This window comes from Pseudomonas sp. S11P7 (assembly GCF_023195435.1).
Lineage (GTDB): Bacteria > Pseudomonadota > Gammaproteobacteria > Pseudomonadales > Pseudomonadaceae > Aquipseudomonas > Aquipseudomonas fluorescens_G.
Genome location: NZ_JALPKS020000002.1, coordinates 2,787,467 through 2,800,648, shown reverse-complemented (window position 1 = coordinate 2,800,648; position 13,182 = coordinate 2,787,467). Strand labels below are relative to the sequence as shown.

The following is a 13,182-nucleotide window of genomic DNA, read 5'->3' as shown; positions in this document are numbered from 1 at the left end:
AGAGGGCTAGGGTGAGGGGCTTTAAAATGACACCCCAAAACATTAAAGAACACCCACGACCACGCCAGAGACCCCACCAATGACCGACACTCCACATTTTCCCCTCTCCGCCGTGGTCGGCGCCGATGACCTCAAGCTCGCCCTGTGCCTCACCGCCATCGACCCGAAAATCGGCGGCGTGCTGATCGAAGGCCCGCGCGGCATGGCCAAATCGACCCTGGCCCGCGGCCTTGCGGACTTGCTCGCCAGCGGCCAGTTCGTCACCTTGCCCCTGGGCGCGACCGAAGAACGTCTGGTCGGCACCCTCGATCTGGACGCTGCCCTCAGCGACGGGCGCGCGCAGTTTTCCCCCGGCGTGCTGGCCAAGGCTGACGGCGGCGTGCTCTATGTCGATGAAGTCAATCTGTTGCCCGATCACCTGGTCGACCTGCTCCTCGACGTCGCCGCCAGCGGCACCAACCTGATCGAACGTGACGGGATTTCCCATCGTCATTCAGCAAAATTTGTCCTGATCGGCACGATGAACCCGGAAGAGGGCGAGTTGCGCCCGCAGCTGCTTGATCGGTTCGGTCTGAACGTCGCCCTCAGTGGCCACACGCAACCGACCGAGCGCGGCCAGATCATCCGTCGGCGGCTGGATTTCGACAGCGATCCGCAAGCGTTCTGCGCGCATTGGGCCGCCGCACAGCAGAACCTGCGTGAGCGCTGCGAAAGCGCGCGGATTGCGCTGGCCGATATTGACCTGGACGATGCCGCGCTGGCGCAGATTACCGAGCGTTGTTTCGCCGCTGGCGTGGATGGTTTGCGCGCGGATCTGGTGTGGCTGCGCGCAGCCCGCGCTCACGCGGCATGGCGTGGGGCGACGCAGATTGGCGAGGAAGATATCGATGCCGTGGCCGAATTTGCCCTGCGCCATCGCCGTCGCGAACCGTCGGCGCCGAGCCCGCAACAGCCACAACAACCGCCGCAGGCGCCCAGTCATGCACAGAACACGGCGAACGAAGGGCAGGGGCAGTGGGGCGATATGCCAGCGCCCGCGCTCGCCACCGGCACTCGACGAGAAGTGCCCGTCTGGCCAAAAAGCCCTAGGCATTCGCCCCCGATCCGACGCGGGGGCGAATGCCAGACCCCGCGCCGGACGGCTCGACAATGGACGTCTAGGGAAACGCCAGAGCGCCAGCAGTGGCTCGGTGAACTGGCCGGGTACGTTGCTCAACGGACGGCCCCGGCTACGCGAAGATCTGCTGTTTCAACTGCGCACCCGCTCGCCCCATGAATTGTGGCTGGTGATCGTCGACGCCTCGGCTTCGACTCGACGTCATCAGGCGCTGAGCGATGCCAAAGGTCTGCTCGCGCAATTGTTCGACGATGCCTACCGCCAGCGCGCGCGGCTCGCTTTGTTGACCGCCAGTGGTTCTACGCCGAAATGGCAAGTGCAGGGACTCAAAGCCTCCAGCGGCTTGCAAGCGTGGCTGCAAGCATTGGGGGCCGGTGGTGGCACGCCGTTGCTCGCGGCGCTGCTGCAGGCGCAGCAATGGCTGGGGCAACGGCGCAAGCGTTTTCCGGCCGAACAGCAGCGATTGCTGGTGATAACGGACGGGCGTTTGAAGCATTGCTCCGGACTGCCAACGCTGGACTGCCCGGGATTGCTGGTGGATATCGAGCGCGGACCGATTCGCCTGGGCCGGGCGCAGGTACTTGCCGAAGCGCTGGGCGCCGACTATCGGCACATCGATGAGCTGGCTGCGCATTGACGGCCGCTTGGTGAGCCCGCTCGCGTACGGCCGTCAGCTCATTCGTACAGATCTTGAAATGATTTGCCACTGGGGGAAATGTGTCTCGAAGTTGTACGCTCCAAGGCCATTTTTCATTCAGGATTTGCATGAACACCCTGTCGGAGCCCCCCGGTTTTCCCGTCTCCTCGCGCCACGGCGCGGTCTTGATGCTCGCGCAGCATCCGGTTTTTCGACTACCAACTATCGTTGCCAATGCGGCTCTTGAGCCTTCGCGTTGCGCTTTGTCGTGTCTGGCAGCCTGAATTCACTGAGAGAGATCGAGACGTTTTATGGAATGGTTAGCGGATCCCACGGCCTGGTTGGGCTTGTTGACATTGATCGTGCTGGAGCTGGTGCTGGGCATCGACAACCTGGTGTTCATCGCGATTCTCGCGGATAAACTGCCGCCGCATCAGCGCGACCGCGCACGAATCATCGGCCTGTCGCTGGCGTTGATCATGCGTCTGGGGCTGCTGGCGAGCATTTCCTGGCTGGTCACGCTGACGCAGCCGCTGTTTGAGGTATTGGGCAAAAGCTTCTCCGGGCGTGACCTGATCATGCTGTTTGGCGGCGTGTTCCTGCTGTTCAAGGCCACCATGGAATTGCACGAACGGCTCGAAGGCCATGTCGGTGAACGCACCACCAACGCGGCGTACGCGCTGTTCTGGCCCATCGTTGCGCAGATCGTGGTGCTGGACGCGGTGTTCTCGCTCGATGCGGTGATTACGGCGGTGGGCATGGTCGATGAACTGGCGGTGATGATGATCGCGGTGATCATTTCCATCGGTCTGATGATCGTCGCCAGCAAGCCGCTGACCCGTTTCGTCAATGCGCACCCGACGGTGATCATGCTGTGCCTGGGCTTTCTGATGATGATCGGTTTCGCCCTGACCGCCGAAGGTCTGGGGTTCCATATTCCGAAGGGTTACCTGTATGCGGCCATCGGTTTCTCGATCCTGATCGAGGTGTTCAACCAGATTGCCCGGGCGCGCCGCAAACGCTCGATGCAGGGCCTGCGCCCGCTGCGTGAGCGCACGGCCCATGCGGTGTTGCGCTTGCTAGGCGGTCGCACTCTGGCCGCGGAAGAGGTCGGTGAAGAAATCTCCGACCTGCTCGACAACGGTGACGCGCCGAGTGCCGAGCTGTTCGACCGTCGCGAGCGGGTGATGATCAGCGGCGTGCTGCAACTGGCCGAGCGACCGATTCGCCAGTTGATGACGGTCCGCGCCGATGTCGACGCGATTGATCTGGCCGATGACGCGGAGACGATTCGCACGAAGTTGATGCATTCGTCCTACTCGCGCTTGCCGCTGATACGCAACGGCGCAGTGGATGAGCCGCTGGGCTTTGTGCACAAGAAGGAACTGCTCAAGGACTATCTGGCCGGCGCCGAGCCGAACCTGGAGCAACTGGCGCGCCAGACCGTCAACCTGCTCGACAGCTATTCGATCCTCAATGCACTGGAACAGATGCGCGCCGCTTCGACGCACATCGCGTTCGTGGTCAACGAATTCGGTGATTTTGTCGGCGTGCTGACCATGACCGATATTCTCGAATCGATTGCCGGTGAGCTGCCCGACGCCAGCGAGATCGAAGGCCCGGACGTGCTGGAGGAGCAGGGCGGTTTTCTGGTCAGCGGTGCGCTACCACTGGCCCGAGTGCGCCAACGTACCGGGTTCGCGGCCGAGCCGACCGAGGATTATCAAACCATGGCCGGGTTGGTGATGAGTCTGCTGGATCGCTTGCCGATGAAGGGCGACCGGCTGGCATACGAAGGTTGGCATTTGACGGTGAAGGCGGTGGAAGAGCGACGCGTCACGCGAGTGTTGCTGGAGCGCGCGGCTGCATGATTGCGATGGTCATTGCCTGACCCTCCGTCATCGCCAGCAGGCTGGCTCCCACAGGTCTTGTGTTTGCTTCAGATCGAATACCGTGCGCATGTGGGAGCTGGCTTGCCAGCGATGGCGATCGGCCAGGCGACGCAGCTGTCATGAATGAAAGGTGTACCGGTCCTTGCCGGTATGCTTTGACTCATACAACGCCGCATCAGCCTTGATCAAAGCCTGATTCAACGTGTCGCCTTCTTCAACCCGGGTAATGCCGATGCTGATCGTGACCGGATGCTCGGCAGGCTGTTCCCGAACCAATCGGCACAGCTCGGTGGCAAGCCCGGCAGCATCATCGCGCCGTACAGCCGGCAGATAAATCGCGAACTCTTCACCCCCCAGGCGCGCATAGTCGAATGCGGCCATCACGGTTTTGATATCAGCGGCGACGCGCTTGAGTACTTCGTCGCCAATGTCGTGGCCATAGGTGTCGTTGACCTTCTTGAAATTGTCGATGTCGATCATCATCAGGAAATGATCGTGTTCCCGCGGTGTTGCTTGCAGGCGTTGCTGCGCGTGCGTCATGAAGGCGCGGCGGTTGGGAATCTGCGTCAACGGATCGTTGTACGCCTGATCCAGCAACAACCTGGACATGATGTAGTTGCTGAACCGCGCCTCGCGAAATTTCAAAAACGCGTACAGGGTCAGCGCGCAGAGGAACACGCTGTAGCAGGCCGTCAATACCCCGCGCAGTTCATTCAGTTCGGTGCTGGTACTGAGGAATGGGTTAAGGACCAGCCAGATAACGACCTGCACGGCGAGAAACGCCCAGCGCCGCAACGGCAATACCGAAACGCTGTACAGCAGGCTCGCAGTGGCGAGCATCAGCCACGAACTGTGCTCCGCTGGGGGCAGACCGTCGACGATCATCCGCACACCCACTGTCAGGCCCAGCGCCAACAGCACGGTCAGTACATCGAAATGTGCAGCTTTGCGGGTAAACGCGAGGACCAGCGTCAAAACACCGAAGGCGCCAAGAAAAACCATCGAGCGCCAGGTGAAGCCTTGTCCCCCCAGGAAGCTGACAATCAGGTCGAACAGCAGCCACATGAAAATGTTGACGACGTAAATCAACAGACTGAAGGGTTTCAGCCGCTCGAACTCTCGCTGAAGAAACTCGTTCTTCAACGGCGCCGATGCGCTTTCCTTCAGAGCCTGCGCTTCCAGGGTTTCGAACATGCTTGTCCTGCTGCTCGTTTTGTTGGCAGCGGCCACACGCCCCTAAAGGCTGTAGCGCTGCGTGTTCGCTCAAGAGCAAAGCAGTCGGATGGGCAGTTGTCCAATCCCGGTTCGTGTGCACGTTTGTCAGTGCTGTACGGCGCGAGTGAGCTTCCCGCTTATCCGATCAGCCGGTGACGGGCACGATCAACCATACACAACGACCGCAGCGCCCGGCGCAACCAGACCAGATCATGCTCAGGCTTACGCGCCGCTGCGGCTGGCGCCTTGGTCTTGCCGACATGCCGGGCAAAGTCCTTTGCAAGCGTCTCTTCGGTTCCGATGCCCTTCAGCTTTTTCAGCAACTTGCCATCCTTGTAGAACAGCACCGTGGGTGTGCCGGTGACCAGCGGATGGCGCGGCGACTGACGGGTGTCGAGCATGTAAACGTTGGCACGGTGGCGGTAGGGTTCGGCAGTCTGGCGAAAAATCGGCCCGGCCCATTCGCACGCGGGGCAGTGCTCGTTGGCGAAATACAGAATGACTGGACGCCAGGTTTTCAGGGCTTTGCGGTAGGTGGCCGGCAAGACGGCGAAAGGGGTTGTCGAGTCCATTGGAAACTCCCTTTTTCGGAATGCAGTGGTGATGCGTTCACGGAGAAAGCGAGCCGTCACGAGATGAAAGCTCGCTTTCAAGAGTTTTGGCTTAGAGCAGCTTGGATAGCGTTACATCGCTGAAATAAGAGCCAAGTTCATCAAACGTACCGTCATCGCATTCTACCTTCACCGTGAACTTGAGTGTCGCGAGAGGGGCGTCGAACTCTTGGAACTTGATCGTCCAGGCTTGATTACCTGCGACGGTAAGTTGAACCGGGTTGCCTGTCGGAAGTGGTTGCACAGTGATGCGACCCGCATAGCCAGGCAGTGTTTTCATTCTTGCCGAGATCATGAATTTACCGCCGCCCTCACTGCCTAGGAGAACGTCCTGACTGATGGAGTCAGGAGGCGCGATGATGCAGAGACCATTTACGTAACTGACGTTATTCGGGGTTGTTGCTGTCCAGTGATCGCCTTGATTCGCAAAATCACCATTTTTAATCAGATTGGCCATTTCAAAAGTCCTTATTGAGATTGCAAGTTCGGTTCTTGACCCGTTTGGTCCAAACCAGTAGGCCTTTCAATTCACCGGTCGACAACTGTCAACTCTGACAGGTCGAGCGGCAAATCCGATGAGCGGTCACTTACGGTCAAGCCATTTTCCAACGCCGATTCACTGCTTTATCTGTGCATCAATCGGTCGCGCACATGCCCTTGAATGTGACGTTACTTCCCAATCGGTTGCCTTAAGTAGCGAAGCTCAAATCTCTACCGGCAATAGTCTCGCGCAGATCCGCGAGCTAACTTGTTGAACCGATTAATGTTTCTGAAGACCTGGGTTTTGTTGCCAAAGCTATGGCACACTTTCTGCTGTCTATTCCGTAGTAACAAACCGTGTTCCGGTATAGCGGAATAAACACCATTCTGGAGTGCTTGCCATGCATCGCCGTCCTTCGTTGTTCAAAGCGTGTGTTTTCGTTCTTGCAGCTTCATCCACCGTGATGGGCCTGGCCCAGGCTGCCGAGAGCAAGCTCGACAGTGTCCTGGCTCGCGGCAAATTGATTGTCGGCACGGGGAGCACCAATGCGCCGTGGCACTTTCAGGGTGCTGACGGCAAGTTGCAGGGCTTCGATATCGATATCGCCAGGATGGTGGCCAAAGGTCTGTTCAACGACCCGAGCAAGGTCGAGTTCGTCGTGCAGTCGTCGGATGCGCGGATCCCCAATCTGCTCACCGACAAGGTCGACATGAGCTGCCAGTTCATCACCGTTACCGCCAGCCGTGCGCAGCAAGTGGCGTTCACCTTGCCGTACTACCGCGAAGGTGTTGGCCTGTTGTTGCCGAACAACAGCAAGTACAAGGAAATCGAAGACCTGCAAGCGGCGGGCGACGACGTCACCGTTGCTGTGCTGCAAAACGTCTACGCCGAGGAACTGGTGCATCAGGCGTTGCCCAAAGCCAAGGTCGACCAGTACGACAGCGTCGATCTGATGTATCAGGCAGTGAACTCTGGCCGTGCCGACGCGGCGGCCACCGATCAGTCTTCGGTCAAATACCTGATGGTGCAGAACCCTGGCCGCTATCGCAGCCCGGCGTACGCCTGGAGCCCGCAGACCTACGCCTGCGCGGTGAAACGTGGCGATGAGGACTGGCTGAACTTCGTCAACACCGCGCTGCACGAAGCCATGACCGGGGTTGAATTCCCGACCTACGCCGCGTCTTTCAAGCAGTGGTTTGGCGTTGATCTGCCGTCGCCGGCCATCGGTTTCCCTGTCGAATTCAAATGATCCCGTGAGAGCGGGGCGATTGCCGTCGCCTCGCTCAAGGTACTGCTGACCATGAACTATCAGTTGAACTTTGCCGCCGTGTGGCGCGATTTCGACACCTTGCTGGCAGGTCTCGGTCTGGGCCTGCAACTGGCGCTGGTGTCGATCGCCATCGGTTGCGTGATCGGCCTGCTGATGGCGTTTGCCTTGCTGTCGAAGCATCGCGCGTTGCGGGTGCTGGCCTCGGTGTACGTCACGGTGGTGCGCAATACGCCGATTCTGGTGTTGATCCTGTTGATCTACTTTGCCCTGCCGAGCCTCGGCATCCGGCTGGACAAGATTCCCTCGTTCATCATCACGCTGTCGTTGTACGCCGGCGCGTATCTGACCGAAGTGTTTCGTGGCGGCTTGCTGAGCATTCCCAAAGGCCAGCGCGAAGCCGGGCTGGCGATCGGGCTGGGCGAGTGGCAGGTCAAGGCTTACGTCACCGTGCCGGTGATGCTGCGCAACGTCTTGCCGGCGCTGTCGAACAACTTTATCTCGCTGTTCAAGGACACCTCGCTGGCGGCTGCGATTGCGGTGCCGGAGCTGACCTATTACGCGCGCAAGATCAACGTCGAAAGCTACCGGGTGATCGAAACCTGGCTGGTGACCACGGCGTTGTATGTCGCGGCCTGTTACCTCATTGCCATGCTGCTGCGTTATCTCGAGCAGCGTCTGGCGATCCGCCGATAGGAGCTTGCGATGTACGAATCACCCAGTTGGCTGCATGAATTGTGGGTTGCCCGAGAGCCGCTTTTCCAAGGTTTTCTGACCAGCGTGCAAGTGTCGGCATTGGCGATTTTACTCGGCACCTTGCTCGGCGTTGTCGCCGGATTGGTGCTGACTTACGGGCGCTTCTGGATGCGTGCGCCATTTCGTTTTTACGTTGATCTGATTCGCGGTACGCCGGTGTTTGTATTGGTATTGGCCTGCTTCTACATGGCGCCGGCGCTGGGTTGGCAGATCAGCGCATTTCAGGCCGGTGCGTTGGGGCTGACGCTGTTTTGCGGCTCGCACGTCGCCGAGATTGTTCGCGGCGCGCTGCAGGCGTTGCCACGCGGGCAGATGGAAGCGGGCAAAGCCATCGGCCTGACGTTTTACCAATCCCTCGGTTACGTGCTGTTGCCTCAGGCATTGCGGCAGATCCTGCCGACCTGGGTCAACTCGTCCACCGAAATCGTCAAGGCCTCGACCTTGCTCTCGGTGATCGGCGTGGCCGAGTTGCTGCTCAGTACGCAGCAGGTGATTGCCCGGAATTTCATGACCCTGGAATTCTATCTGTTCGCCGGTTTTCTGTTCTTCGTCATCAACTTCGGCATCGAATTACTCGGCCGGCACATTGAAAAGCGGGTGGCCTTGCCATGACTCAAGCTCAAGTTTCCCCACAGGATCAGGCGCTGCTGGACATTCGCGGCCTGCACAAACAGTACGGCGCGGTCGAAGTGCTCAAAGGTGTCGACCTGAGCATGCAGCGCGGCAATGTCGTAACGCTGATCGGCTCCAGCGGTTCGGGCAAGACCACACTGCTGCGCTGCGTGAACATGCTCGAAGAATTTCAAGGCGGGCAGATTCTGCTCGACGGTGAATCGATCGGTTATGACGAGGTCAACGGCAAGCGCGTGCGTCACGCGGAAAAGGTCATCGCCCGGCATCGCGCGATGACCGGCATGGCGTTCCAGCAATTCAATCTGTTCCCGCATCTGACCGCGTTGCAGAACGTCACCCTGGGCTTGCTCAAGGTGAAAAAGATGCACAAGGACGAAGCCGTGGTACTCGCCGAGAAATGGCTGGAGCGCGTCGGCCTGCTGGAGCGGCGCAATCACTTTCCCGGCCAGTTGTCCGGCGGTCAGCAACAGCGCGTGGCGATTGCCCGGGCGATTGCGATGAACCCGAGCCTGATGCTGTTTGACGAAGTCACCTCGGCCCTCGACCCGGAACTGGTCGGCGAAGTGCTCAACGTGATCAAGGGCCTGGCCGAAGACGGCATGACCATGTTGCTGGTGACCCACGAGATGCGCTTCGCCTTCGAGGTCTCGGACAAGATCGTGTTCATGAATCAGGGGCGGATCGAAGAGCAGGGGCCTCCCAAGGAGCTGTTCGAGCGCCCGCAGTCACCGCGTCTGGCCGAGTTCTTGAAAAGCACGCGGTTCTAATTTTTGTTTTGTAATCAGGAGAAACACCCATGAGCATTACTCGTTATGGCACCGGCAGCACTGCCGCCGGCGGTCAGCCGCGTCCCTTCGCGCGCGCAGTCGAAGCGGATGGCTGGCTGCACGTCTCCGGTCAGGTGCCAGCGGTGGAGGGCGAGATCATCGTTGGCGGCATCGTCGAGCAGACTCACCAGACCATGAAAAACCTGATCGCGATTCTCACCAAGGCCGGTTATGGGCTGGAAGATGTGGTGCGGGTCGGGGTGTGGCTGGACGATCCGCGGGATTTCAGCAGCTTCAACAAGGTCTTCGGCGAATACTTCAAGCCCGAACACGCCCCGGCGCGGGCCTGTGTGCAGGCGAGCATGATGGTCGATTGCAAGGTTGAGATTGACTGTATCGCGTACAGGAAGAAGGCCTGAGTGATGGCTTCCCCTCACCCTAGCCCTCTCCCGGAGGGAGAGGGGACTGATCGCTGTCGATGCAGGTTTTGTCGGCTAACCACAACATGTGCATCGATACGATCAGGCTCCCTCTCCCTCCGGGAGAGGGCGGGGGGTGAGGGCAGCAATGCCGCTGACACGACACCAAGGGCCAGTTACCATCCGGCGACTTTGAATGGGAACCACTGATATGACCGAAGACACCATCAAGCGCCGGGCTCGCGGTCTGGACCGGGCGTTCGATATTCTCGATTTCCTCAAGGAAATCGGCCAGCCGCTGCGCCCGAACGACATCGCCAACGGCATCGGCAGCCCGAAATCCACGGTCTACGAACTGGTTGCCTCGTTACTCGAGCGCCGGATTCTCGAGCCGGTGGGCAAGGACGGTCATGTCTATTTGGGCCGGCAGCTGTACTTTCTCGGCCAGGCGCATCTGCGCCATTTCGACCTCAGCCGCGAGGCCGATCACGCCTTGCAGGAGATTGTCAGCCAGACCCGCGAAACCGCGCAGATGTGCCTGCTCAACGGGCGCAAATATACGGTGGCGCTAATGAAGGAGGGTGAGCGGCATTTCCGCATTTCTTCCGACATTGGCGAAAACGCGCCGATCCCGTGGACAGCCTCCGGGCGCCTGCTGCTGGGGCACCTGAGCGACCAGCAGATCATCGACCTGATCGACGAAGACGACTACATCCTGCCCGACGGCGAACGTCTGCCGCTGGAGCGCTTTCTGGCGGAGATCCGTCAGGCCGGCATCGACGGTTTCTTCTCCTTCGACAGTGTCGCCGACACCTTCACCCATTGCTTCGCCGCGCCGGTCAAAGACCCGCAAGGCGTGGCGATTTGTACCTTGTGTATCGTCGCGCCACGGGCCGACGCGAAAACCCATTACAACGACTATCGCCGGGTACTGATCGAGAGCGCCAACAGCCTCGCCCGGCGCATCAACGAATAAACGCGGCTGCCTGCGGCCGCGACAACGAGGAGTTCGACCATGACGACTGCCAATGATCATGCTGTGCAAAAGGGCGACGCGGCCATCGGCGCGCAGCTGGTGCGCGACGTCAGCCTGCCCGCGCTGGTGCTGCATCGCCAGGCGCTGGAGCACAACATCCGCTGGATGCAGAAGTTCGTCAGCGACAGCGGTGCCGAACTCGCGCCACACGGCAAAACCAGCATGACTCCGGCGCTGTTCAAGCGCCAGCTCGATGCCGGTGCGTGGGGCATCACCCTCGCCAGCGCGACCCAGACCCGTGCCGCCTACGCCCACGGCGTGCGCCGGGTATTGATGGCCAACCAATTGGTCGGCACGCCGAACATGGCGCTGATCGCCGACTTACTCGCCGATCCGGCATTCGAGTTTCACTGCATGGTCGATCACCCGGATAACGTCGCCAACCTGGGCGCGTACTTCGCCTCGCGCGGGCTCAAGCTCAACGTGATGATCGAGTACGGCGTCGTCGGCGGGCGCTGTGGTTGCCGCAGCGAACAGGAAGTCATCGAACTGGCCAAGGCGATCAACGCCCAGCCGGCGCTGGCACTGACCGGCATCGAAGGTTACGAAGGGGTGATCCACGGCGATCACGCCGTCAGTGGCATTCGCGAGTTCGCCGCCTCGTTGGTACGTCTGGCCGTGCAGTTGCAGGACAGCGGCGCGTTTGCCATCGCCAAACCGATCATCACCGCGTCCGGCTCGGCGTGGTACGACCTGATTGCCGAATCGTTCGAGACGCAAAACGCCGCCGGACGCTTTCTCAGCGTGCTGCGTCCGGGCAGTTACGTCGCCCACGATCACGGCATCTACAAGGATGCGCAATGCTGCGTCCTCGACCGGCGCAGCGATCTGCACGAAGGCTTGCGCCCGGCGCTGGAAGTCTGGGCGCATGTGCAGTCATTGCCGGAGCCGGGGTTTGCGGTAATTGCGCTGGGCAAGCGTGATGTGGCCTTCGACGCCGGTTTGCCGGTGCCATTGCTGCGCTACAAGGCCGGTGCCGTGCCCGCGGTTGGCGATGACGTGAGTGCCTGCAAAGTGACCGCGGTGATGGACCAGCACGCGTTCATGACGGTGGCGCCGGGTGTTGAATTGCGCGTCGGCGATATCATTTCCTTCGGCACCTCGCACCCGTGCCTGACGTTCGACAAGTGGCGGGTGGGGTTGCTGGTGGATGAGCAACTGACGGTGATCGAGAGCATGGAGACGTGTTTCTAAGGCTTCAGACCGCGTCGCGGTCGATCGCGAGCAGGCTCACTGCTACATTTGAAATGCATTCCAGTTGTAGGGAGTGAGCCTGCTCGCGATGACGGCGGCACAGCCACCACCGAACCATCAGAGACCCCTCAAATGAACACCCTCAGCCTCCTGGGCCCAAACACCCCGCGCATCGCCCTGATCGGCGAATGCATGATCGAACTGCAGCAGCGCGCCGATGGCAGCCTGCAGCAGAGCTTCGGTGGCGACACCCTGAACACCGCGGTGTACCTGTCCCGCGCCATGGGCGATCAGGCACAGGTCGACTACGTCACCGCATTGGGCGATGACAGTTTCAGTGACGCCATGTGCCAGATCTGGGCCAGCGAGGGCATCGGCCTGGATCTGGTCCAGCGTTTGCCGGGTCGTTTGCCCGGTTTGTATTGCATTCAGACCGACGCCAACGGTGAGCGACGTTTCCTTTATTGGCGCAACGAAGCCGCCGTCCGCGAGTGCTTCACCACGCCGGCCGCCGAGCCAGTGCTGGCGGCGTTGCCCGATTATGACGTGCTGTATTTCAGCGGTATCACTCTCGCTGTACTCGGTGCAAAGGGCCGGGAAAGACTGATCGAAACCCTGATCAACGCGCGGCAAAACGATGCGCGCGTCGTCTTCGACAACAACTACCGGCCGCGACTGTGGGCTTCTGTCGAAGAAGCGAGAGCGGCGTATCGCAGTATTTTGCCTTACGTTGATCTGGCGTTATTGACGGTGGATGACGAGCAGGCGCTGTTCGGCTTCCCGGACTGCGTTGAAGTTTTTGCGGCGTATGCGCAGATCGGCACGCCGGAAGTGGTGCTCAAGCGCGGCGCCGAGGCTTGTCTGATTCGCTGCGACGGTGAGGCGTATGAAGTGCCGGCGCAACGGGTCGAGAAGGTGGTGGATACCACCGCGGCGGGGATTCGTTCAGTGCGGCGTATCTCGCCAGTCGTCTGTCCGGTGGCAGTCCCGCTGAGGCAGCGCAAGCCGGTCATCTGTTGGCGAGCCGGGTAATTCAGGTGCCGGGGGCGTTGATTCCGAAATAGGTTTTGCATGGCCGCTTGCTGCGCAATCGGTTCGCGAGCAGGCTCGCTCCCACATTTGAAATACGATCCCCTGTGGGAGCGAGCCTGCTCGCG

Annotated in this window: 12 protein-coding genes and 2 pseudogenes; 11 read left to right on the top strand and 3 right to left on the bottom strand. The window is 60.3% G+C overall.

Annotation, left to right across the window (positions count from 1 at the left end; genetic code table 11):
- Positions 1 to 79: 79 nt before the first annotated feature.
- The 3 genes and pseudogenes from M0746_RS12905 to M0746_RS12895 form a co-directional block, all read left to right on the top strand.
- Positions 80 to 1,087: pseudogene (locus M0746_RS12905) on the top strand (ATP-binding protein); the annotation flags it as partial.
- 4 nt (positions 1,088 to 1,091) lie between these two features.
- Positions 1,092 to 1,754: a vWA domain-containing protein gene (locus M0746_RS12900; protein WP_446731340.1), complete on the top strand. Its 663-nt coding sequence runs from the start codon at positions 1,092 to 1,094 to the stop codon at positions 1,752 to 1,754.
- Positions 1,755 to 2,065: 311 nt separating this feature from the next.
- Entirely contained in the window at positions 2,066 to 3,625 is a 1,560-nt protein-coding gene (locus tag M0746_RS12895; protein ID WP_258449444.1) for a TerC family protein, read from the top strand.
- Positions 3,626 to 3,763: 138 nt separating this feature from the next.
- On the opposite strand, the gene M0746_RS12890 is transcribed toward M0746_RS12895, so the two are convergent.
- The 3 genes from M0746_RS12890 to M0746_RS12880 all read right to left on the bottom strand — a co-directional run bounded on the left by M0746_RS12890 (position 3,764) and on the right by M0746_RS12880 (position 5,929).
- Positions 3,764 to 4,840: a GGDEF domain-containing protein gene (locus M0746_RS12890; RefSeq protein WP_258449443.1), complete on the bottom strand. Its 1,077-nt coding sequence runs from the start codon at positions 4,838 to 4,840 to the stop codon at positions 3,764 to 3,766.
- A 158-nt stretch (positions 4,841 to 4,998) separates the two neighbouring features.
- The gene (locus M0746_RS12885) at positions 4,999 to 5,433 is read right to left on the bottom strand and encodes a thioredoxin domain-containing protein (RefSeq protein ID WP_258449442.1); all 435 of its coding nucleotides are present in this window, start codon (positions 5,431 to 5,433) and stop codon (positions 4,999 to 5,001) included.
- A 91-nt stretch (positions 5,434 to 5,524) separates the two neighbouring features.
- Entirely contained in the window at positions 5,525 to 5,929 is a 405-nt protein-coding gene (locus M0746_RS12880) for a hypothetical protein (protein ID WP_258449441.1), read from the bottom strand.
- Between the two features lie 424 nt (positions 5,930 to 6,353).
- Between M0746_RS12880 and M0746_RS12875 the strand changes: the two genes are divergently transcribed.
- The 8 genes and pseudogenes from M0746_RS12875 (at position 6,354) to M0746_RS12840 (ending at position 13,089) form a co-directional block, all read left to right on the top strand.
- On the top strand, positions 6,354 to 7,202 hold the full coding sequence (locus tag M0746_RS12875; RefSeq protein ID WP_258449440.1) for a transporter substrate-binding domain-containing protein: 849 nt from the start codon (positions 6,354 to 6,356) through the stop codon (positions 7,200 to 7,202).
- A gap of 51 nt (positions 7,203 to 7,253) precedes the next feature.
- Positions 7,254 to 7,916, top strand: a complete 663-nt coding sequence (locus M0746_RS12870; protein WP_024012746.1) for an amino acid ABC transporter permease — start codon at positions 7,254 to 7,256, stop codon at positions 7,914 to 7,916.
- Between the two features lie 9 nt (positions 7,917 to 7,925).
- The gene (locus M0746_RS12865) at positions 7,926 to 8,588 is read left to right on the top strand and encodes an amino acid ABC transporter permease (RefSeq protein WP_258449439.1); all 663 of its coding nucleotides are present in this window, start codon (positions 7,926 to 7,928) and stop codon (positions 8,586 to 8,588) included.
- Positions 8,585 to 9,376, top strand: coding sequence for an amino acid ABC transporter ATP-binding protein (locus M0746_RS12860; protein WP_208937641.1), 792 nt, complete (start codon positions 8,585 to 8,587; stop codon positions 9,374 to 9,376). The genes M0746_RS12865 and M0746_RS12860 overlap by 4 nt, the downstream gene beginning before the upstream one ends.
- Before the next feature lie 29 nt (positions 9,377 to 9,405).
- The gene (locus M0746_RS12855) at positions 9,406 to 9,795 is read left to right on the top strand and encodes a RidA family protein (protein WP_258449438.1); all 390 of its coding nucleotides are present in this window, start codon (positions 9,406 to 9,408) and stop codon (positions 9,793 to 9,795) included.
- Positions 9,796 to 10,006: 211 nt separating this feature from the next.
- Positions 10,007 to 10,771 (top strand): IclR family transcriptional regulator, encoded by a 765-nt coding sequence (locus M0746_RS12850; protein ID WP_258451478.1) that lies wholly within the window; start codon positions 10,007 to 10,009, stop codon positions 10,769 to 10,771.
- A 39-nt stretch (positions 10,772 to 10,810) separates the two neighbouring features.
- A complete protein-coding gene (locus M0746_RS12845) occupies positions 10,811 to 12,025 on the top strand; it encodes an amino acid deaminase (protein WP_258449437.1) in 1,215 nt (404 codons plus the stop codon).
- 132 nt (positions 12,026 to 12,157) lie between these two features.
- Positions 12,158 to 13,089: pseudogene (locus M0746_RS12840) on the top strand (sugar kinase).
- Positions 13,090 to 13,182 lie beyond the last annotated feature (93 nt).